The sequence below is a fragment of the Streptomyces altiplanensis genome, from assembly GCF_053591575.1.
Genome location: NZ_JBSFUB010000023.1, coordinates 18,230 through 38,102, shown reverse-complemented (window position 1 = coordinate 38,102; position 19,873 = coordinate 18,230). Strand labels below are relative to the sequence as shown.

Here is a 19,873-nt window from a genome sequence, read left to right as displayed (position 1 = left end):
TCATGGGAACCACACAGGGCCGCTTCGTACGCGGCCGGCTGCGCCCGGCGTGGGAGGAGGAACCCAGCCGGGCGGGGCTCGCCACCAAGGGGGTGACGCTGGTCCTGGTCTGCCTGGGCGTGCTCTTCCCGGTCTGGGTGGTGATCGTCACCAGCCTGTCCTCGGCGAAGACGATCACCGAGACCGGCGGCCTGGTGGTGATCCCCCGGGACATCACCTTCATCGCCTACCAGGAGCTGCTGAGCGGTGGCCAGGTCACCCGCGCCGCGCTGGTCAGCGTCGGCGTCACCGTCATCGGCACGCTCTTCAGCATGACGGTGTCCGTGCTCTGCGCCTTCGGCCTCTCGCGCACCGGGTCCGTGCTGCACCGGCCGATCCTCGTGTTCCTGATCGCCACGATGTTCTTCGGCGCCGGACTGATCCCCACCTACCTGGTGGTGCAGGGCCTGGGGCTCACCGACACCTATCTGTCGCTGATCCTGCCGAGTGCTCTCAACGTCTTCAACATCCTGGTGCTGCGCGCGTTCTTCATGAGCACCGCGCAGGAACTCATCGAGAGCGCCCGCATCGACGGAGCCGGAGACCTCCGTATCCTCTGGCAGATCGTCATGCCGCTCTCGCGGGCGGTGGTCGCGGTGATCACGCTCTTCTACGCGGTCGGCTACTGGAGCGCGTGGTTCAACGCCTCGATCTACATCAGCGACCCCGACATGCTGCCGCTCCAGAACATCATGCAGCAGCTGGTCATCAAGCAGACCCGGCCCACCGGCCTGGCGCAGGTCATCAACACCGGGCAGCTGTCGCCGCTCGCCATCCAGATGGCGGTGATGGTGCTGGCCCTCGTGCCGGTCGCGGTGCTCTCGCCCTTCGTGCAGAAGCACTTCAAGCAAGGCATGCTCACCGGCGCGATCAAGGGCTGACGGCCCTGCCCCGCTCCCGGCTCCCGAGGCCGGGACTCCGGACCGCCGCCGCGCGCGAGCGCACCTGAACCGCCCGCGCGCGGCGGCACCCACCACTCGCGTCCCCTCTCTCCCCCTCCTGCCCGCAAGAAGGAGACCACCATGCCGGAATCGCCGCGTACGCCCAGCAGACGTTCCCTGCTCGCCGGTGCCTCGGCCGCGGCCGCGCTCGCCGCGCTGCCCGCCGCCCCGGGCGCCGCCCACGCCGCGTCCGCCCCGGGCCCCGCCCCCGCCGGCGCGGCCGCCGGCACCCGGCCGTACCGCTGGCGCAACGCCGTCATCGGCGGCACCGGCTTCATCACCGGTGTGCTCTTCCACCCCCGGGTGAAGGGGCTGGCCTACGCCCGTACGGACATCGGCGGCGCGTACCGGTGGTCCGACACCACCGGTACCTGGACCCCGCTGACCGACCACCTCGGCTGGGACGACTGGAACCTGCTGGGCGTCGAGGCGATCGCCGTCGACCCCGCCCGTCCCGACCGCCTCTACCTCGCCCTCGGCACGTACTCCCAGCCCTGGAGCGAATACGGCGCGGTACTCCGCTCGGACGACAGGGGCGCCACGTGGTCCCGCGCCGACCTGACGGTCAAGCTCGGCGCCAACGAGGACGGCCGCGGCACCGGTGAGCGCCTGCTCGTCGATCCGGGCGCGGGCGACACCCTGTGGCTGGGCACCCGCCACGACGGCCTGCTCAGGTCGACGGACCGCGGCGCCACCTGGGCCGCGGCGGACTTCCCGGCCACGCCGTCCGCCTCCGGCCAGGGCATCACCTTCCTCGCCGCCGCGGGACGGGCCGTGTACGCCGGCTGGGGCGACGGCGGCGCGGCGAACCTGTACCGGAGGACCGGCGCGGGCTGGGAGGCCGTACCCGGGCAGCCGGCCGGCGAGAACGCCAAGGTGCCGATCCACGCCGCGTACGACACCGGCACCCGCGCCCTGTACGTCACGTACGCCGACAGCCCCGGGCCCAACAACCAGACCGGCGGCTCGGTCCACAAGCTGAACACCGTGACCGGCCGGTGGACGGACGTCACCCCGGTGCGGGAGGGCGGCGCCTTCGGCTACGGCGGTCTCGCCGTGGACGCGCGCCGCTCCGGCACGGTCGTCGTGTCGACCAACAACCGCTGGTCGGAGGTCGACACCCTCTTCCGCTCCACCGACGGCGGGAAGTCCTGGACCTCCCTCAAGGACACCGCCGTCCTCGACGTCTCCGAGACCCCCTACCTGAAGTGGGGTGAGGACAAGCCCAAGTTCGGCTGGTGGATCCAGACCGTCGCCATCGACCCGTACGACTCGAAGCACATCGTGTACGGCACGGGCGCGACCCTCTTCGGCACCCGCGACCTCGTCCACTGGGCACCGCAGATCCGGGGCCTGGAGGAGGCCGCCGTCCGCCAGCTGATCTCGCCCCCGGCCGGTGAGGCGCATCTGATCAGCGGGCTCGGGGACCTCGGCGTGATGTACCACGAGCGGCTGACGGCCTCCCCCTCGCGCGGCATGGCGTCGAACCCCGTCATGGGGTCGGCCACCGGGCTCGCCCAGGCCGCGCTCAGGCCCTCGTACGTGGTGCGGGCCGGCTGGGGCGACCACGGCAACGGCGCGTACTCCCGCGACGGCGGCCGGACCTGGGCGCCCTTCGCGGCCCAGCCGGACCTCGCCACCAGCGCGCCGGGGCCGATCGCCGTGAGCGCCGACGGGAAGACCCTGCTGTGGTCCTTCGTCCACTGGGACGGAACCAGGCACCCCGCGCACCGCTCCGCCGACAACGGCGCCACCTGGTCCGAGGTCCCTTCCTTCCCGAAGGGCGCCGCACCGGTCGCCGACCCGGTCCGCCCGGCGCTCTTCTACGCGTACGACTCCGACGCGGGAACCCTGTACGCCAGTACGGACAGCGGCCGCACCTTCACCGCCCGGGCGACCGGACTGCCGTCCGGCGACGCCCAGTTCAAGATCGTGGCCGCCCCCGGGCGCAGCGGCGACCTGTGGCTGTCCGCCAAGGAGAACGGCCTGTACCGGTCGGCGGACGGCGGCGCGTCCTTCACCCGGGTCACCAGCTGCCGGGCCTCGTACAACCTCGGCTTCGGCAGGGCCGCCCACGGCGCCCCGTACCCGGCGGTCTACCAGGTCGGGTCCGTGGACGCCCTCACCGCCGTCTACCGCTCCGACGACGGGGCGAAGACCTGGATCCGCATCAACGACGACGCCCACCAGTGGGGCTGGACCGGCGAGACCATCACCGGCGACCCCAGAATCCACGGCCGCGTCTACCTCGGCACCAACGGCCGCGGCATCCAGTACGGAGACCCCAAGTGATCAACGGCCGGCTGCTCTTCGGCGGCGACTACAACCCCGAGCAGTGGCCCGAGGAGGTCTGGTCCGACGACGTACGCCTCATGAAGCAGGCGGGCGTCAACTCCGTCACCCTCGGCGTCTTCTCCTGGGCGAAGATCGAACCGCGCCCCGGGGCGCGCGAGTTCGGCTGGCTGGACCGCCTGATGGACCTGATGCACGAGAACGGCATCGGAGTGGTCCTCGCGACCCCCACCGCCTCCCCGCCGCCGTGGATGGGCAAGCTGCACCCCGAGACGCTGCCGCGCGACGAGGACGGCCGGACCGTCTGGTGGGGTTCCCGCCAGCAGTTCTCCCACTCCAGTCTCGTCTACCGGCGGTACGCGGCCGCCATCACCGAAGACCTCGCCGCCCGCTACGGCAGTCACCCGGCGCTCACCATGTGGCACATCAACAACGAGTACTGCACCCACGACTGGGGCGACGAGGCGGCCCGCGCCTTCCGCGACTGGCTGCGCGCCAAGTACACCTCGACGGACGCCCTCAACGAGGCCTGGGGCACCGCCTTCTGGAGCCAGCGCTACGACTCCTGGGAGGAGATCCTCCCGCCCCGCCGCGCGCAGTACATGAAGAACCCGGCCCAGGTGCTCGACTTCAAGCGCTTCACGTCCGACGCGCTCCTGGAGTGCTACCTCGCCGAGCGCGACATCGTCGCCCGCCACACCCCGCACATCCCGGTCACCACCAACTTCATGCCGTTCTGGACGGGTCAGGACGCCTGGGAGTGGTCCCGCCACGAGGACATCGTCTCGGTCGACATCTACCCGGACCCCAAGGACCCGTGGGCGGGCCAGTACAACGCCATGATCGGCGACATGACCCGCTCCCAGGCGGGCGGTCCCTGGATGGTGATGGAGCAGGCGGCGGGCCCGGTCAACTGGCGCGGCGTCAACCACCCCAAGCCGCCCGGCCTGAACCGCCTGCTCTCCCTCCAGTCCGTGGCCCGCGGAGCGGACGCCGTCTGTTACTTCCAGTGGCGGCAGTCCCGGCAGGGCTCGGAGAAGTACCACTCCGGGATGGTCAGCCACGCGGGCGAGCACGGCCGTACGTTCCGGGAGGTCGGCCGCCTCGGTGCCGAGCTCGCCCGGCTGGCCCCCGCGGTCACCGGCACCCACTCCCCCTCCCAGGTGGCGATCCTGCACGACTGGGAGTCCTGGTGGGCCGACCAGCAGGAGGGCCGCCCCTCGGTCCACGTCGAGTACCCGCAGGTCGTGCGGGCCTGGCACCGCGCCCTGTGGGAGGAGGGCGTCGCGACCGACTTCGCCCGCCCCGAGGGCGCGCTGGGCGGGTACGCCGTGGTCGTCGTCCCGCACCTCTACCTCCTCACCGACGCCGCGATCGACAACCTCCTGGCGTACGTGCGCGACGGCGGCACCCTCGTGTGCGGCTTCCACACGGGAGCCGCCGACGAGGACGACCGCATCCGCCCCGGTGGCATGGATCCGCGCCTGAGGGAGCTCTTCGGCATCCGCACGGTCCACGAGTGGTGGCCGCTGGACGCGGACGAGACGGTGGAGTGCGAGGGCTTCCGGGGCACGCTGTGGTCCGAGGAACTGGAAGCCGCGGCGGACGCCGAGACACTCGTCCGCTACAAGGGTGGCGAACTCGACGGTCTGCCGGCCGTCCTGCGCAAGGGCCGCGCGCAGTACGTCTCCACCCTCCCCGAGCCGGAGGCGCTGCGTGAACTGCTCGCGCGCGTCACCCGGGAAGCCGGCGTACGGCCTCCGCTCACCGGTCTCCCCGCCGGGGTGGAGGCCGTACGCCGCGGCGAACTCCTCTTCCTGCTGAACCACGGGCGCGAGCCGGTGACGGTGAGCCTGCCCGGCAGCCACGACGACCTGCTCAGCGGCGCCTCGATCGAGGGCTCGCTGGTGCTGGCCCGTTACGGCGTGGCGGTGCTCCGCCCGTAACCCTCCCCCTCCTCCCCGCCACCTCTCACACATCCCCGAACCCCCGCGCGGTCCCCCTGACCACGCGGTAGCGCGTCCCCCCACCCCCATGGAAAGGAACACCCATGGCACGTCGCACGCTCGTCACAGCCCTTCTCGCCCCCGCACTGGCCCTCACCGGCCTGGTCGGCCTCGCGTCGGCCCCCGCCCACGCCGCCGTCTGGAACACCTGCGACAAGTGGGGCAACACGAGCCTGAACGGCTACACGCTCTACAACAACATCTGGGGATCCGGCGCCGGCAGCCAGTGCGTGTGGGCCAACTCCGGCACCACATGGGGGGTCTGGGCCGACCACCCGGCCACCAGTGGCATCAAGTCCTACCCCAACTCCAAGAAGGTGATCGGCAAGTCGATCACCGCCCTGTCCTCGCTCTCCAGCAGCTACAACGTCACCGTCCCGTCGTCGGGCGACTACAACACGTCGTACGACATCTGGGACACCGACTACGACTACGAGATCATGCTCTGGGTCAACCACAACGGCAACGTCGGCGCCCTCGGCTCGTACCAGGGAACCGTGACCCTCGGCGGCCACACCTGGGACACCTACAAGGGCAACAACGGTGCCAACGAGGTCTTCTCCTTCCTCCGCACCTCCGACTCCGCCTCCGGCACCGTGAACATCCTGCCCGTCCTGAAGTGGATCAAGGACACCAAGCGCTGGATGGGCAACGAGACCATCGGTGACGTCCAGTTCGGTTACGAGATCAGCGGCTCGCCGGGCGGTCTGGACTTCCGGACCAACAACCTGACGGTCTCCTCCAGCTGATCCCCGCGCCCCGCGGGCACCGGGTCGCCGCGGCAGCCTTCCCGAAGGCCGCGGCGGCCCGGCTGCGCATCTCCTCCCCCCTCCCCCCACACCACGAGGACGACTCCATGCCCGGATCCGCCCGCCTCGCCCGCCGGCGCCGCCGAGGCGTCATGAAGACCGCGGGACTGCTCGCCACCGCGCTCGTCGCGACCGCCGGCGCCCTGACCGTCAGCCAGTCCGCCGGAGCGGCCGGTGCCGCCGGTGCCGCCGGTGCCGCCGGAGAGATGTCCCGGCCCGCCAACAAGGCCACCACCGCCCTGGCCGCCGCGCGCGTGGCCGAGAAGCTCGGCCGCGGGCCCGTCGCCGTACCCGCGAGCGGAGGCGTCCTGGTCACCTGGCGCATGCTCGGCAGCGACACGGAGGACGTGTCCTTCAAGCTGTACCGCGGCGGGACGCTGATCCAGCAGACCCAGAAGACCAACTACCTCGACACGGCCGGGAGCACCGGCTCCTCGTACGAACTCCGGGCCGTCGTCGGCGGTGTGGAGCAGCCGGGCGAGAAGGCCGGCGTATGGGCCTCCGGCCGTCTCGACATCCCCCTCGACAAGCCGCCGGGCGGCACGACCCGCGACGGCGTCGCCTACACCTACGCCGCCAACGACGCCTCCACGGCGGACCTGGACGGCGACGGCGCCTACGAGCTGGTCCTGAAGTGGGCGCCGTCCAACGCCACCGACGTGGCCAACTCCGGTACCTGCACGGGCCCGACGGTCTACGACGCGTACGAGCTGAGCGGCAGGCGGCTGTGGCGCGTGAACCTCGGGACGAACGTGCGCAGTGGTTCGCACTACGACTCGTTCCAGGTGTACGACTACGACGGTGACGGCAGGGCCGAGATGGCGCTCCGGACGTCCGACGGGTCGAAGGATTCCGCCGGCACCGTCATAGGCGACGCGAGGGCCTCGCACCTGGCCGCCGACTGCGCGGTGCTGAGCGGCCCCGAGTTCCTGTCGGTCTTCGACGGGCGGACCGGCAGAGTCATGGACTCGGTCCCCTTCGAGCCCGCGCGGGGCGCCGTCTCCGACTGGGGCGACACCTGGGGCAACAGGGAAGGGCGGCTGCTGTCCGCCACCGCGTACGTCAGCGGCTCCAGGCCCAGCATGATCTTCAGCCGCGGCATCTACGAGCGCGTCGCGCTGGCGGCGTACGACTGGAACGGCACCGGCCTCACCCGCCGCTGGAAGTTCGACAGCAACAGCTCCACCAACGCGGGCAAGGGTTACGACCAGCAGGGCAATCACAATCTCGCGGTCGCCGACGTGGACGCGGACGGCAGGGACGAGATCGTCTACGGCGCCATGGCCGTCGACGACAACGGCCACGGGCTGTGGACGACCAGGCTGGGTCACGGTGACGCGCTGCACGTCGGCGACCTGGATCCGGCCCGTCCCGGTCTGGAGTCCTTCAACGTGCACGAGCACACGGGCTCCGCGTACGGCTACGAGATGCACGACGCGAAGACCGGCGCGGTCCTGTGGGGCGGCAGAACCGGAACCGACGTCGGCCGCGGCATCTGCGCGGACCTGACACGCGGCCACGCCGGGGCCGAGTGCTGGTCCAGCGGCGGCGGGCTCCACGCCGCCGACGGCACCAGGATCAGCGACACGGTCCCGGCCTTCGGCGGCGGCGCCTCGTACAACTCCGCGATCTGGTGGGACGGCGATGCCCACCGCGAGCTCCTCGACCACCGCTGGTCGGGTTCGGCGGGCTCCGGTTACGGCCAGGTGCTGAAGTACGACGGCGACAGTGAGCTCACCCGCATCTGGTACGACCAGGACGCCCGGTCCAACAACTGGACCAAGGGCAACCCCTCGCTGAGCGCCGACCTCCTCGGCGACTGGCGCGAGGAGATGCTGTGGCGCAACGCCGACTCCACCGCGCTGCGGCTGTACACCACCCCGCACCCCACCGAGTACCGCCTGCCGACGCTCATGAGCGACCCGGTCTACCGGCTCGGTGTGGCATGGCAGAACACCGGCTACAACCAGCCGCCGCAGGTGAGCTACTACCTCGGCACCAAGTGAGGGAGGAAGCCCGGAACTGACCGGACCCACGGTACGGGCCGGGCCGGGCCGGGCCGGGCCGGTGCAGGCCAGGCGGGTGCAGATCAGGCGGGGTGCGGGTCAGGGGTCGGCGCGGGTCAGGCGGGGGCGGGCCCCGTGCTGGCCCGCACCGTCAGTTCCGGGGCGAGCAGTTCGATGCCGTCCGTGCCGTGCCCGTTCAGCTTGGCGACGACGTGCTCCACCGCCCGCCGCCCCATCTCCTGGGCCGGGATGGCCACCGACGTCAGCCGTACGGAGGCATGGACCGCGACCGGGTCCGGGCAGACGGCGACCACGGACACGTCCTCGGGGACCGCCCGGCCCTGCCGGCGCAACAGGGCGAGCAGTGGCTCGACGGCCGACTCGTTCTGCACGACGAAGCCGGTGGTGCGGGGCCGCTCGTCGAAGATCCGGGCGAGGGTCGCGGCCATCGCGTCGTACCCGCCGTCGCTGGGGCGGTGCAGCAGACGCAGGTCCAGCTCGCGGGCGCGGGCGCGCAGCCCTTCGAGGGTGCGCTCGGCGAAGCCGGTGTGCCGCTCGTAGACGGCGGGCGCCTCGCCGATCACCGCGATGTCGCGGTGGCCGAGGCCGGCCAGGTGCTCGGCGCAGAGCGCACCCGTCGCCACGAAGTCGAGGTCCACGCAGGTCAGCCCGACAGTTTCGGCGGGCAGACCGATGAGCACGGCGGGCTGCCCGCTCTCGCGCAGCAGCGGCAGCCGGTCGTCGTCGAGCTCGACGTCCATCAGGATCATGGCGTCCGCCATCCCGCTGCCGGTGACCCGGCGTACGGCGGGCGCCCCCTCCTCGCCGGTCAGCAGCAGCACGTCGTACCCGTGGGTGCGCGCGGTCGTGGCGACGGCGACGGCGATCTCCATCATCACGGGTACGTACATGTCGGTGCGCAGCGGCATCATCAGCGCGATGATGTTGGACTTGCTGCTCGCCAGGGCCCGGGCGCCCGCATTGGGGTGGTAGCCGAGATCCTGGATGCTGCGCTCGACACGCAGGCGCGTCGCGGAGGAGATCGAGCGCTTGCCGCTGAGGACGTAACTCACCGTGCTGGCCGAGACTCCGGCGTGGCGGGCGACCTCGGCGAGGGTGACCATTCGACATCTCCCGAACATGGCGGCCGGGGTGGCGAAACGCTTCGCCTCCGGCTGCCGCAGTGTCAGTGACAGATACTGGTTCCGACCTTAGAGGGGCACTTCAGAGCTGTCCAGAGGGTGAGTCGAAGCGCTTCGACTTATTGTCCTCCCGTCCAGGGCGCACGGGGGACGGAGGCACGGTGGTGCGGCGCCCCCGGGAGGGACGCCGCACCGGTGCTCCGGACGTTACAGTGCCGGATGGGCGTTCTTCAGGAGCTGCTGGAACTGGGCGGAGAACCACTGGCCGGACAGCGGAGCGTCGGGCAGGGCACCCGACATGTTGTGGTTGTTCCGGGGGTTGCCGGTGTACGTCGGGTCGCACATCCGGTCGAAGCCCTTCCCCTCGTCGTTGGGGATCGCCTTGCTGGCGCCGTCGGACTCACCCGGGGGCTTCATCCAGACGTACGCGTCGATCCCCGCGGCGGGCGCGGCCTGCGGACGCTCGCCGAGCCCGGCACCCGCCTGGTTGCACCAGTTGCCGAGGTGGATGCGGCGGTCGTAGCGGCCACCGTCCACATAGGTGTCGACGGTGGTCTTCGGCCCCGGCTGGGCGGGACGGGCGCTGCCGCCCCAGCCGTTGCGCGAGGTGTCGATCAGCATGCCGAGCTTGGTGTCGAAGCCGATCGAGACGAGCTTGTTGCGCATGGCCTGCGCGTAGGAGAGCTCATCGGTGTAGCGGTTCCAGTCGACCCACTTGGACTGGCGGACCGAGACACCGTTGACGCTGTCGTCGATGGTGAAGTTGTTCTCCTTCAGGGCGCTGTAGTTGGCGGTGTTGACGATGAACCCGTGGACGTCGCCGACCGTGGCGCCCTCGGCCGTGGCCGCCTGCTTGAACAGGTCGGCGGAGGCACCGAAGTTGTCGTCCCAGCCGAGCCAGCCGTGGTGTCCGGCGTCGACGTAGTTGTAGACGTTGGGTGCGTTTCCGAGCTTGTTGAGGGCGTAGCCGACCCCCTTGATGTAGTTGCCGTTGGCCTTCATGACGTCGCAGTTCGGCGTGGCGGTGGGGCGCGGCGTGACGTTGGTGACGAGGTTGGGCAGCGAGTCGATCTCGACGGTGGTGACGATCCGCAGCGAGGCGTACTTCGGGTCGGCGAGGATCGCCGCGATCGGGTCGATGTAGTCGCTCTTGTACTTGTCGATCTCCGTCGCGCCGAGTTCGCCGTTGGAGGCGAGGGCGGCGCAGTCACGTCCCGGCAGGTTGTAGATGACGAGCTGTACGTAGAGTTCGCCGGTGCCCTTCTGCTTGAGCGCCTCGTCGAGGTGGTCGCGCAGGCCCATGCCGGTGCCCACGCCCTCGATCGCGGCGGTCCGGTCGAGCCAGACGCCGGTGGGCTGGCCGGCCACGGCGGCGCCGCCCGGTTCGGCGGCGGCCTTCGCGGCCCACTCCGGGTTCACGTACCCCTTGGCACCGGCATACGGGTTGTCCACCCGGGTGCCCGGCACGGGCGGGTCCGTGGGGTCGGGGCCGGGGCCGGGGCCGCCTCCGTCGACGTTGCAGGTGACGCCGTCGAGGGTGAAGGCGGCGGGCAGGGCGTTGGTTCCGCTGTGGGTGGCGTTGAAGCCGAAGCTGACCGAGCCGCCCGTGGCGAGCGAGGCGTTGTAGCCCTCATTGGCGGCGGTGACCTGGGCGCCGCTCTGGCTGATCCTGGCGTTCCACCCCTGGGTGACCTTCTGGTCGCCGGCGTACGACCACTTCACGGCCCACCCGTTCTTGGCGGAGCCGTGGTTGGTGACGGTGACGGCGGCGCTGAACCCGCCGCCCCACTGGTTCTGCACCTTGTAGTCGACGGTGCAGGGGACGGCGGACGCGCCCGCGCCCGTGTCCGTGGGCATCGTCGCCATGGCGGTTCCGGCCGTCCCGGACACCAGCGCGAGCGCGGCGAGTAACGCGATTCTTGTGCGGTTCATCTCGGGTCCTGTCTGTCGAGTCGTCCGAGGTCCTGACGGCGCATCGGTGTGCCGTCACATCTGCCGATCAGCGGCGGCCCGAAGGAGGGTTTCCAGGCGTTCGGGGCCAACCGGGGTACGCCGGTCCGTGCACATCGGGCCACGGCGCGGCGACAGGCGTGAGCATCGTGTTCCGGCTCGCCACCGAAGGCGGGGCGAGGGCGGCACCGACAAGCGGTGCGGGTGAATGCGGGGGGCGTCACATGAGCGACTCCTTACAGCTCTGACACGCCGTCACAGACGCGTCGACTGATGGAACCGCTCCCACTGGTGTTTTGAAGCTAGCGGCAAGTTCCGTCAAGCAACAGAGGAGTTCACGTATTCATCTGTCGAATTAGTTCGACTCTTCAAGCCCCTTGACCCCTCTCGCTTCCCCTCTCCACTCTGGGAGCGCTCCCACTGGTTCGCAGCTTGTTGTTCCGCCGACGGAGTGAGCAGCACGGCAAGACCGAACTCCACTCCGGTCGGCGGAGTCGCACCCGTCTCCACGTCATCACCGGTTCCGGGCCCCACCGGCACCACTGAAGGGACACCCCCCATGCGATCCCCTGTGCCACGGCCGGGCAGAGCGCGCCTGCTCTCCGTCCTGCTCGCCCTGCCGGCCCTGACCGGCGGCCTCCTCGCCGGCGCGCCACCGGGCTTTGCCGAACCGGCAGGCCGGGCCGCCGCGGACAGGCCGGCCGCGGCGGTGGCCGCGGACACCTACACCTGGAAGAACGTGCGGATCGACGGCGGCGGCTTCGTTCCCGGCATCGTCTTCAACCGCACCGAGAAGAACCTGGCCTACGCCCGCACCGACATCGGCGGCGCCTACCGCTGGCAGCAGGACACCCGGACGTGGACACCGCTCCTGGACTCGGTGGGCTGGGAGGACTGGGGGCACACCGGCGTCGTCAGCATCGCCTCCGACGCCGTCGAGCCGAGCAAGGTCTACGCGGCCGTGGGCACGTACACCAACGACTGGGACCCGGGCAACGGCGCCGTACTGCGCTCCTCCGACCGGGGCGCGAGCTGGAAGAAGACCGGCCTGCCGTTCAAGCTGGGCGGCAACATGCCGGGGCGCGGCATGGGCGAGCGCCTCGCGGTGGACCCGCACAAGAACAGCGTGCTCTACCTCGGCGCGCCCAGCGGCAAGGGCCTGTGGCGCTCCACGGACTCGGGCGTCACGTGGTCGCAGGTGACCGCCTTCCCCAACCCCGGCAACTACCGGCAGGACCCGTCCGACACGAGCGGGTACGCCTCCGACAACCAGGGCATCGTCTGGGTCACCTTCGACGAGTCCACCGGATCGCCGGGCAGCGCCACCAGGACGGTCTACGTGGGCGTCGCCGACAAGGAGAACACGGTCTACCGCTCGACCGACGCGGGCGCGACCTGGTCGCGGCTCGCGGGCCAGCCCACCGGTCTGCTCGCCCACAAGGGCGTCCTCGACGCCGAGAACGGCTACCTCTACCTCCCCTACAGCGACACGGGCGGACCGTACGACGGCGGCAAGGGCCAGGTCTGGCGGTACGCGACGAAGACCGGGGAGTGGAAGGACATCAGCCCGGTCGCCGAGGCCGACACGCACTACGGCTTCAGCGGACTGAGCATCGACCGGCAGCGCCCGGGCACCGTCATGGTGACCGGCTACAGCTCCTGGTGGCCGGACACGCAGATCTTCCGCTCCACGGACCGGGGCGCCACCTGGACGACGGCCTGGTCCTACTCCTCGTATCCCGAGCGCGCCAACCGCTACACGATGGACGTCTCGTCCGTGCCGTGGCTGTCCTGGGGCGCGCATCCCGCGCCGCCCGAACAGAGTCCGAAGCTGGGGTGGATGACCGAGGCCCTGGAGATCGACCCGTTCGACTCGGACCGCATGATGTACGGGACGGGCGCGACGGTCTACGGAACCGAGAACCTCGGCGCGTGGGACACCGGCGGCAAGTTCACCGTAGAGCCGATGGTGCGGGGCCTGGAGGAGACCGCGGTCAACGACCTCGCCGCGCCGCCGTCCGGGGCGCCGCTGCTGAGCGCGCTGGGGGACATCGGCGGCTTCCGCCACACCGACGTCACCAAGGTGCCGGCGCTGATGTACCAGTCGCCGAACTTCTCCACCACGACCAGTCTGGACTTCGCCGAGTCCGAGCCGGACACGGTGGTACGGGTGGGCAACGCCGAAGCGGGCCCGCACGTCTCCTTCTCCCGGGACAACGGCGCCACCTGGCAGGCGGGAAGCGACCCGGCCGGCGTGACCGGCGGCGGCACGGTCGCGGTGTCCGCCGACGGCGGCCGGTTCGTGTGGAGCCCGCAGGGCGCGGGGGTGCAGACCGGATCCGGCTCCTCCTGGACCGCGTCCACCGGTCTGCCGGCGGACGCGGTCGTGGAGTCCGACCGTGTCGACCCGAAGACCTTCTACGGCTTCAAGTCCGGCACTTTCTACGCCAGTTCGGACGGCGGTGCGACCTTCACGGCGAAGGCGTCCAGCGGACTGCCCACGGACGGCAGCGTCCGTTTCAAGGCGGTGCCGGGCGCCAAGGGCGACATCTGGCTGGCCGGCGGATCGGCCGGGGGCGCGTACGGGCTGTGGCACTCGACGGACGGCGGGGCCACCTTCACCAGGCTGACCGGCGTGACCGAGGCCGACACGATCGGTTTCGGCAAGGCCGCGCCGGGCGCCTCGTACCAGACCCTCTACACCAGCGCGAAGATCGGCGGCGTACGCGGCATCTTCCGCTCCACGGACGCCGGAGCGAGCTGGACCCGTATCAATGACGACGCCCACCAGTGGGGGTGGACCGGCGCGGCCGTCACCGGTGACCCCCGGGTCTACGGACGGGTGTACGTGGGGACCAACGGCCGCGGCATCCTGTACGGCGACACGGCGGACTCCGGCGGTCCCGGCGGTCCCGGCGGTCCCGGTGACCCGGGCGACCCTCCGGGCCCGGGCACCTGCTCCGTCACCTACAGGATCACGAACCAGTGGTCCGGCGGCTTCCAGGCCGAGGCGACCCTCACCAACAGCGGCAGCACGGCCTGGGACGGCTGGTCGCTGGGCTGGTCCTTCCCGAACGGCCAGAAAGTCACCCAGCTGTGGAACGCCTCGTACGCACAGGAGGGCGCGGCGGTGACGGTGAAGAACCTGGGCTGGAACGCGAAGGTGCCACCCGGCGCGTCGGTCGGCTTCGGGTTCACCGGCAGCTGGTCGGGGGCCAATGACGGACCCGCGGCATTCACCCAGGGGGGCAAGGCCTGCACCACCGGCTGACACCGCTCCGACAGGGCCGGGGGGCGCGTGTGTGTACGCACCCGCCCCCCGGTGTGCCCGCCGAAGGTTCGTCCGTTCGCACTACTGCTGTGGCGATGACCCGTGCGGTGTGTGAGCGTGATCGGGATGTCGCGGACAGGCGCCGTCGAGACCTTCTGCCCCAGGGAGCCTTCAGATGTCGGAACGCAACACCGTCCTGCGCAGTCTGCACGATCTGGGTCTGGCCGCGTGGTTCGGCGGTTCGCTGATGGGAGCCGTAGGACTGAACGGCGCCGCCGTGTCCGAGGGCGGAACCGAGGCCGCCGGCGCGCGGATCGCCAGTAGCGGCTGGGCGAAATGGACGCCGGTCAACGCCGCCGCCATCGCGGTCCACCTGGTGGGCAGCAGCGGCCTGCTGGCGGCCAACGCCGCCCGCGTCGCGACCCAGCAGGGTGTGGCGGCCTCCACCCTGGCCAAGACGGTTCTCACCGGTGGGGCACTGGCCGCCACCGCGTACGCCCGGCTGCTCGGCAAGAAGGTGGAACTCGCGTCCTCCTCGGACCCCGAGGACACCGAGAAGGCGGCCAAGCACCCCGTCGACCTGGAGAAGGCCAAGCGCCACCTGGCGTGGATGCAGTGGGCGGTGCCCGCGACGACCGGCGGCCTGCTGATCCTCAACGCCCTGCACGGGGAACAGCAGCGCCCCTCGCAGCAGCACCAGGGCATGCTGCACAGGATGATGCCGCCGATGCCGGCGATGGGCCGGCACATGTGAGACGGGTTCCGGGCCGCCCCGCGCCGGCGGCCTCGGACCACGCACCTGCACGGGCCCGGCTTCCGTACGGTCCACGGAAGCCGGGCCCGTGCTCCGGGCCACCGGCTCGCCGGCGATCCGTCCGTACCCCTGACGACGCTCCTCGGGCGGACCCGGGCGGCAGCCCTGTACGCGGCTGCCACCGGGGCGACGACGGGGGAGATCGCCCGAGCGGCAGGGGTTTCCGCGGCGTCCGCCAGCCGGCACGCCACCGCACTGCGTGACGCCGGGCTCATCATCAGCAGCCGGCACGCCACGACGGTGCTGCACACTCTCACCCCCGTGGGCGCCTCGGTGCTCCGCGCGTCCTCGAACGGGGACGGCCCGTGACCACCGGGGCCGCACGTCATGGACCGATGCAGTGCGACCTGGACGCATGCATGACGCGACCGCAGTACGCGACGAAGGCATCGTCGGCCGCGTCTCCGACCGCAAACGCAGACACCGGCCCTGGCCGGTAATCGCCACGCGCACCGGGACGGTCCAGGACATCGGTCGGTCTTGTGCGCCTGGGCGCCGGCAGACCGGTCCGCCGGCGCCCAGGCGTGCTCAGGAGCAACCGGGGGCTGTTCCTGCGGTGCTGGTGGCTTTCGTGAGGACGGGTCAGCCGGGCCAGGTGCCGGTCAGGCGTCGCACCGCGGTGGCGCCGCCGCGGTCGACGGCCGCTTTCACGGCGGCGAAGATCGCGCCCTGGGCGGTGGCGGCGAGCAGGACCTCCCGCCAGCCGCGGTCCTCGTCGGTGGCGTCCGGGGCGTCTTCGTCATGACCGATGACTTTCCATGCCTGTTTGAAGACGGCGCCGGCCACGAGGCCACCGACGGCGCCGAGCACCATGCCGACGGGCTTGTAGGCGATCTTGGACGCTTTCATCAGCGTCCGCTCCTCTTACGGCGCACGAGGACGAGCACGGCGAGCGCGGCGACTCCGGTGATGAGCAGGCCACGGTTGCCGCGTGTGCTCTCCGCTGCCTGATACGCCTTCTCCAGGACCGGGTCCGGGGCCTTCTCCTGAAACTTGTCTGCCACGGCGGCCGCTGCCTGCGCGATCTGCTCCTTGGCCTGTGCGGCCTTCTCACGGACCGGCTCGGGAGTCTTGTCCTGCGCCAGCTGCAGTGCCTGAGCGGCCTTGTCCTGCACCTGGCTCCTGACCTGTGCCGCCTTCTCTTGTGCCTGGGCTTTGACATCGGCCTTGGCGGCCAGTGCTTCGACGGTCTGACCGAGCTTCTCGCGGGTTCCTTCCACCTGCTCGCGGAGCTCTTCGGGGGTGGGCGTGGAGCCGTTGTCCTGCGGGTTGACGGTCATCGGTGCGCTTTCTCCTTGATCTCAGCGACGTCGGCCTTGACGCCGTCGATGGCCAGCTCAGGGGCGGGCGGGCTCGCCTGGCTGATCTGTTTCTTGCCCACGGCGGCGAGCACCGCGGCCAGTACCGCCAGGACCGCGGTCACGGTCAACGCGGAGACCCACAGCGGCCACATCAGGCTCAGTGCCACGATCGCGGTGGCGACAAGAGCCTGGAGGGCGAGGAAGCCGACCGCGCCGGCTCCGCCGAGCAGGCCGCCTCCGACCCCGAACCGTTTGCCCTTCTGCTGCATCTCGGCCTGCGCGAGGCGCAGTTCCTGCCGCATCAGCTGGGAGACCTGCTCCGACGCCTGCTTGACCAGCTCACTCACCGGCGCCTCGGCCTCGAAACTCTGACGCGGCGGGGGGTCCATGGACGTGCTCATCGTCCTACCTGCCTTTCCATGCTCAGCCGGGACACGCCGTAGACGTGACCCGGCATGACTGCCGGCGGCCGCGCCCCCGGTGTCGGCTTCCTTTGCCGACGCCGGGGGGTGACGTCGTGGACGGGCGCGTCGGCGTTGCGTTTGGCGGAGTCGATGCCGTTCGGGCGGACGCGGTGGGTTTCGTAGTACTCGCTGGTGAGGATCAGTGCGAAGTGGCAGCCCTTGCCGGGCCGGTGCCGTACCTCAAAGCGTGCCGCCATGACACCTGACTCTCCGTTCGTATCGGTACGGGGCGTTCTTCGCCGCGTACCCGAGCTCTGTCCGGCCATGCGGGCGGCCGGCAGCCCGTACAGGGGTTACAGCAGCCTGCGGAGCAGCCGAGGTGCGCGGTGGACCAGCCAGGCACTGGTCAGTCCGATGGCGGCGCCGACCGCGACGTCGCTGGGGTAGTGCGCTCCGCTGTGGACACGCTCCACGGCCACCATCGCGGCGGGGACCGAGGCGGCCGCTCCCCACCACGGGGAGACGAGGGCCACCGTGGCGGTGAAGCCCACGGCGGCCGCGGTGTGTCCGGAGGGGAAGGAGGAGCTGTCCGGCCGGTCCTCGGCGTCGTCGTGCGGAATGATCTCCACGGGAGGTCTGCGCCGCTCGTACAGCTGCTTGCACCCCGCGTTGCCGATCAGCTGCGCGGTGAGCATGCCGGCCAGGCCCGCCGCTGCGGCTTTGCGCTCGGTGTGCCCGCCCGTGGCGGCCATGACCAGGGCGGTGCCCCACCAGAGTTTCGTTTTCTCCGCTGCGGACTCCACCGTCGGCAGCACTTGCCGGACCCAGGGCGAATCCCAGGAGGCGGCTCGGCGGGTCAGCTGCCGGTCGAGGCCCTGGAAGTCATGAAGTAGACGCATGATCATCTGCTTCCCCGCCATCCGTGTTCCTACGCCAGTCCGTGTTCCTGCGCCAGTCCGTGTTCCTGCGCCAGTCCGAGCGGCGCGTGCCGGGGCCCGGCGGAGCCGGGCTAGCTGCCGGCCATTTCCCTGCGGTCGTCGTCGGTCCATGCGCGGGTGTCGCGGGGCTGGACGTACGGCTCCTCGTGTTCGGGGTGGCCGCCGATGATGGCGCGCTCGCGAGCCATCTCCGCGTCGAACTCGAGGCCGAGGAGGACCGCCAGGTTCGTGATCCACAGCCACACCAGGAAGATGATCACTCCGGCGAGGGTGCCGTACGTCTTGTTGTACGAACCGAAGTTCGCCACGTACAGGGCGAAGCCCGCCGAGGCGATCATCCAGATGACCAGGGCGAGGAAGCTGCCGGGGGTGACCCACGCGAAGCCGCGGCCCCTGACGTTGGGGGAGGCCCAGTAAAGGATCGCGATCATGATGGTGACGAGGAGGACCAGTACGGGCCACTTGGCGATCGACCACACCGTCAGCGCGGAGTCTCCTATGCCCAGTGCCGTGCCCACGTGCTGGGCGAGTCCGCCGGTGAACACCACGATGAGCGCGCTGACGCACGCCATGACCATCAGCACCAAGGTGACGCCCACCCGCACCGGCAGTACCTTCCACACCGGCCGGCCCTCCGGCATGTCGTAGACGGCGTTGGAGGAGCGGATGAACGCGGCCACATAGCCGGACGCCGACCACAGCGCACCCAGCAGGCCGACGATCGCCAGGACGGATCCGGTGCCGCCGTTGCCCTGCAGTTGGGTGACCGCGCTGGAGATGATGTCCCGCGCCGAGCCGGGGGTCATCTGCTTGAGGTTGTCCAGGATGCTCTTGGTCGCTGATTCACCGGCGATGCCCAGCAGGGAGACCAGTACCAGCAGAGCGGGGAAAAGTGCCAGTACCCCGTAGTAGGTCAGCGCCGCGGCGCGGTCGGCCAGCTCGTCGTCCTGGAACTCCGCCACCGTCCGCTTGAGCACCGCCCACCACGACTTCGTTCGCATCTCGGTCGGTTGGTCCGGTGCGTCGCGCTCCACCTGCGGGTCCGGACCGGGCTCCGAGCCGGTACCGGAATCCGGCTCCGTTCCATGGTCCGTCCGCCGGTGCCGGGTATCGTCATGCTTTCGCTGCCACATTGATGCCATGGCACCCGGGTAACCGGAAACACCGGGTCCTGAACCTCGTTCTCCGCTCCGGGCGTCGCTCCTCGCGACTACGGACGCAGTCTCGTGCGGGTGTTCCGGCGTCGGCCTGTCGGCACAGCGAGTTCACCGCCGACGCCGACCGCACAGCCACGCGCCTTCGTGACGTCCGGCGGCCTGCACGGCTGCGGGCGGGCGCGGACGCTCTGCCAGGACCCGGCCCGAGAACACGGCGACAGGGGCTCGGCGCAGGGCGGCGGGCTTCTGTCTCATCGTCGCGCGTGCCGGGCCCTGCGGGAGTGGCGGTGCCGTCGGGCGGGCAAGGGCGCGAACAGGCGTTCCTCGTATCGGCCCAGTACAAGCACCAAGCAGAGGAAGAGCGCCGGCAGCAGCACCGCGATCACTGCCATGAACACCAGAACAGTGTCAGGCCAGGGCCTTGCCGAGAACCCGGGCCGCGTGAAGGACGTCGGGCAGTGGCAGCCCCAGGGCGCCGGCGAGTTCGGCCAGCTCCTGCTCAGTGGGATGGACGGGGCCGCTCGCCCCGTCCTCCACGAACGCCCTGATCCGTGGCGTACGGATTCCGGTTCGCTCCGCGAGGGCCTGCACGGTCAGGCGACGGCGGCGCATGGTTACTTGCAGGATCTCTCCGAGGTCAGCCATTCCACTCGCCTGCCCACAGCAGAGGTACTCAGTCCTCGCACGCGAAGAACTCGGCCGCGCGGCCCGCACCGTTTTCGTCCGCGACCACCTCGCCGGCCCCGGGCCGCGCCGGGAGATCCACCCCCGAGCCGGTCTCGCAAGGGTCTGATACAGGTACG

At 70.9% G+C, this 19,873-nt stretch carries 16 protein-coding genes and 2 pseudogenes; 9 read left to right on the top strand and 9 right to left on the bottom strand.

Annotation, left to right across the window (positions count from 1 at the left end; genetic code table 11):
• Window positions 1–2 precede the first annotated feature (2 nt).
• The 5 genes from ACWD0Y_RS13630 to ACWD0Y_RS13610 all read left to right on the top strand — a co-directional run bounded on the left by ACWD0Y_RS13630 (window position 3) and on the right by ACWD0Y_RS13610 (window position 8,093).
• Window positions 3–920: a carbohydrate ABC transporter permease gene (locus ACWD0Y_RS13630; RefSeq protein WP_450260524.1), complete on the top strand. Its 918-nt coding sequence runs from the start codon at window positions 3–5 to the stop codon at window positions 918–920.
• A 141-nt stretch (window positions 921–1,061) separates the two neighbouring features.
• Window positions 1,062–3,272 carry a 1,4-beta-glucanase gene (locus tag ACWD0Y_RS13625; RefSeq protein ID WP_450260523.1) on the top strand — a complete coding sequence of 737 codons (2,211 nt, stop codon included), beginning with the start codon at window positions 1,062–1,064 and terminating at the stop codon, window positions 3,270–3,272.
• Window positions 3,269–5,218 (top strand): beta-galactosidase, encoded by a 1,950-nt coding sequence (locus tag ACWD0Y_RS13620; RefSeq protein ID WP_450260522.1) that lies wholly within the window; start codon window positions 3,269–3,271, stop codon window positions 5,216–5,218. The genes ACWD0Y_RS13625 and ACWD0Y_RS13620 overlap by 4 nt, the downstream gene beginning before the upstream one ends.
• Before the next feature lie 104 nt (window positions 5,219–5,322).
• Window positions 5,323–6,027: a glycoside hydrolase family 12 protein gene (locus tag ACWD0Y_RS13615; RefSeq protein ID WP_450260521.1), complete on the top strand. Its 705-nt coding sequence runs from the start codon at window positions 5,323–5,325 to the stop codon at window positions 6,025–6,027.
• Between the two features lie 107 nt (window positions 6,028–6,134).
• Window positions 6,135–8,093 carry a rhamnogalacturonan lyase gene (locus ACWD0Y_RS13610; RefSeq protein WP_450260520.1) on the top strand — a complete coding sequence of 653 codons (1,959 nt, stop codon included), beginning with the start codon at window positions 6,135–6,137 and terminating at the stop codon, window positions 8,091–8,093.
• A 116-nt stretch (window positions 8,094–8,209) separates the two neighbouring features.
• On the opposite strand, the gene ACWD0Y_RS13605 is transcribed toward ACWD0Y_RS13610, so the two are convergent.
• On the bottom strand, window positions 8,210–9,217 hold the full coding sequence (locus ACWD0Y_RS13605) for a LacI family DNA-binding transcriptional regulator (protein WP_450260519.1): 1,008 nt from the start codon (window positions 9,215–9,217) through the stop codon (window positions 8,210–8,212).
• A gap of 225 nt (window positions 9,218–9,442) precedes the next feature.
• On the bottom strand, window positions 9,443–11,167 hold the full coding sequence (locus ACWD0Y_RS13600) for a glycoside hydrolase family 6 protein (protein WP_450260518.1): 1,725 nt from the start codon (window positions 11,165–11,167) through the stop codon (window positions 9,443–9,445).
• 577 nt (window positions 11,168–11,744) lie between these two features.
• Here ACWD0Y_RS13600 and ACWD0Y_RS13595 point away from each other — a divergent pair.
• The 4 genes and pseudogenes from ACWD0Y_RS13595 to ACWD0Y_RS13580 all read left to right on the top strand — a co-directional run.
• Window positions 11,745–14,456 (top strand): cellulose binding domain-containing protein, encoded by a 2,712-nt coding sequence (locus tag ACWD0Y_RS13595; RefSeq protein WP_450260517.1) that lies wholly within the window; start codon window positions 11,745–11,747, stop codon window positions 14,454–14,456.
• A gap of 175 nt (window positions 14,457–14,631) precedes the next feature.
• On the top strand, window positions 14,632–15,210 hold the full coding sequence (locus ACWD0Y_RS13590; protein ID WP_450260516.1) for a hypothetical protein: 579 nt from the start codon (window positions 14,632–14,634) through the stop codon (window positions 15,208–15,210).
• 126 nt (window positions 15,211–15,336) lie between these two features.
• Window positions 15,337–15,579, top strand: a pseudogene (locus ACWD0Y_RS13585) (helix-turn-helix domain-containing protein); the annotation flags it as partial.
• 4 nt (window positions 15,580–15,583) lie between these two features.
• Window positions 15,584–15,661, top strand: a pseudogene (locus tag ACWD0Y_RS13580) (transposase); the annotation flags it as partial.
• 191 nt (window positions 15,662–15,852) lie between these two features.
• On the opposite strand, the gene ACWD0Y_RS13575 reads toward ACWD0Y_RS13580, so the two are convergent.
• From ACWD0Y_RS13575 to ACWD0Y_RS13545, 7 genes are all read right to left on the bottom strand, one after another.
• Window positions 15,853–16,119 (bottom strand): DUF4235 domain-containing protein, encoded by a 267-nt coding sequence (locus ACWD0Y_RS13575; protein ID WP_450260515.1) that lies wholly within the window; start codon window positions 16,117–16,119, stop codon window positions 15,853–15,855.
• A complete protein-coding gene (locus ACWD0Y_RS13570; RefSeq protein ID WP_450260514.1) occupies window positions 16,119–16,550 on the bottom strand; it encodes a DUF3618 domain-containing protein in 432 nt (143 codons plus the stop codon). The genes ACWD0Y_RS13575 and ACWD0Y_RS13570 overlap by 1 nt, the downstream gene beginning before the upstream one ends.
• Complete coding sequence (locus ACWD0Y_RS13565; protein WP_450260513.1) at window positions 16,547–16,972, bottom strand: phage holin family protein; 426 nt, start codon at window positions 16,970–16,972, stop codon at window positions 16,547–16,549. Before ACWD0Y_RS13565 ends, ACWD0Y_RS13570 begins: the two co-directional genes overlap by 4 nt.
• Complete coding sequence (locus ACWD0Y_RS13560) at window positions 16,969–17,232, bottom strand: DUF1508 domain-containing protein (RefSeq protein ID WP_450260512.1); 264 nt, start codon at window positions 17,230–17,232, stop codon at window positions 16,969–16,971. Before ACWD0Y_RS13560 ends, ACWD0Y_RS13565 begins: the two co-directional genes overlap by 4 nt.
• Before the next feature lie 96 nt (window positions 17,233–17,328).
• On the bottom strand, window positions 17,329–17,874 hold the full coding sequence (locus tag ACWD0Y_RS13555; RefSeq protein ID WP_450260511.1) for a phosphatase PAP2 family protein: 546 nt from the start codon (window positions 17,872–17,874) through the stop codon (window positions 17,329–17,331).
• 110 nt (window positions 17,875–17,984) lie between these two features.
• Window positions 17,985–19,046: a YihY/virulence factor BrkB family protein gene (locus tag ACWD0Y_RS13550; RefSeq protein ID WP_450260510.1), complete on the bottom strand. Its 1,062-nt coding sequence runs from the start codon at window positions 19,044–19,046 to the stop codon at window positions 17,985–17,987.
• A 432-nt stretch (window positions 19,047–19,478) separates the two neighbouring features.
• Window positions 19,479–19,715 (bottom strand): XRE family transcriptional regulator, encoded by a 237-nt coding sequence (locus ACWD0Y_RS13545; protein ID WP_450260509.1) that lies wholly within the window; start codon window positions 19,713–19,715, stop codon window positions 19,479–19,481.
• Window positions 19,716–19,873 lie beyond the last annotated feature (158 nt).

Coding starts and splice junctions, on each gene's coding strand:
- ACWD0Y_RS13630 (WP_450260524.1), top strand. CDS start 3: ATGGGAACCACACAGGGCCGCTTCGTACGCGGCCGGCTGCGCCCGGCG.
- ACWD0Y_RS13625 (WP_450260523.1), top strand. CDS start 1,062: ATGCCGGAATCGCCGCGTACGCCCAGCAGACGTTCCCTGCTCGCCGGT.
- ACWD0Y_RS13615 (WP_450260521.1), top strand. CDS start 5,323: ATGGCACGTCGCACGCTCGTCACAGCCCTTCTCGCCCCCGCACTGGCC.
- ACWD0Y_RS13610 (WP_450260520.1), top strand. CDS start 6,135: ATGCCCGGATCCGCCCGCCTCGCCCGCCGGCGCCGCCGAGGCGTCATG.
- ACWD0Y_RS13605 (WP_450260519.1), bottom strand. CDS start 9,217: ATGGTCACCCTCGCCGAGGTCGCCCGCCACGCCGGAGTCTCGGCCAGC.
- ACWD0Y_RS13600 (WP_450260518.1), bottom strand. CDS start 11,167: ATGAACCGCACAAGAATCGCGTTACTCGCCGCGCTCGCGCTGGTGTCC.
- ACWD0Y_RS13595 (WP_450260517.1), top strand. CDS start 11,745: ATGCGATCCCCTGTGCCACGGCCGGGCAGAGCGCGCCTGCTCTCCGTC.
- ACWD0Y_RS13590 (WP_450260516.1), top strand. CDS start 14,632: ATGTCGGAACGCAACACCGTCCTGCGCAGTCTGCACGATCTGGGTCTG.
- ACWD0Y_RS13575 (WP_450260515.1), bottom strand. CDS start 16,119: ATGAAAGCGTCCAAGATCGCCTACAAGCCCGTCGGCATGGTGCTCGGC.
- ACWD0Y_RS13570 (WP_450260514.1), bottom strand. CDS start 16,550: ATGACCGTCAACCCGCAGGACAACGGCTCCACGCCCACCCCCGAAGAG.
- ACWD0Y_RS13565 (WP_450260513.1), bottom strand. CDS start 16,972: ATGAGCACGTCCATGGACCCCCCGCCGCGTCAGAGTTTCGAGGCCGAG.
- ACWD0Y_RS13560 (WP_450260512.1), bottom strand. CDS start 17,232: ATGGCGGCACGCTTTGAGGTACGGCACCGGCCCGGCAAGGGCTGCCAC.
- ACWD0Y_RS13555 (WP_450260511.1), bottom strand. CDS start 17,874: ATGCGTCTACTTCATGACTTCCAGGGCCTCGACCGGCAGCTGACCCGC.
- ACWD0Y_RS13550 (WP_450260510.1), bottom strand. CDS start 19,046: ATGTGGCAGCGAAAGCATGACGATACCCGGCACCGGCGGACGGACCAT.
- ACWD0Y_RS13545 (WP_450260509.1), bottom strand. CDS start 19,715: ATGGCTGACCTCGGAGAGATCCTGCAAGTAACCATGCGCCGCCGTCGC.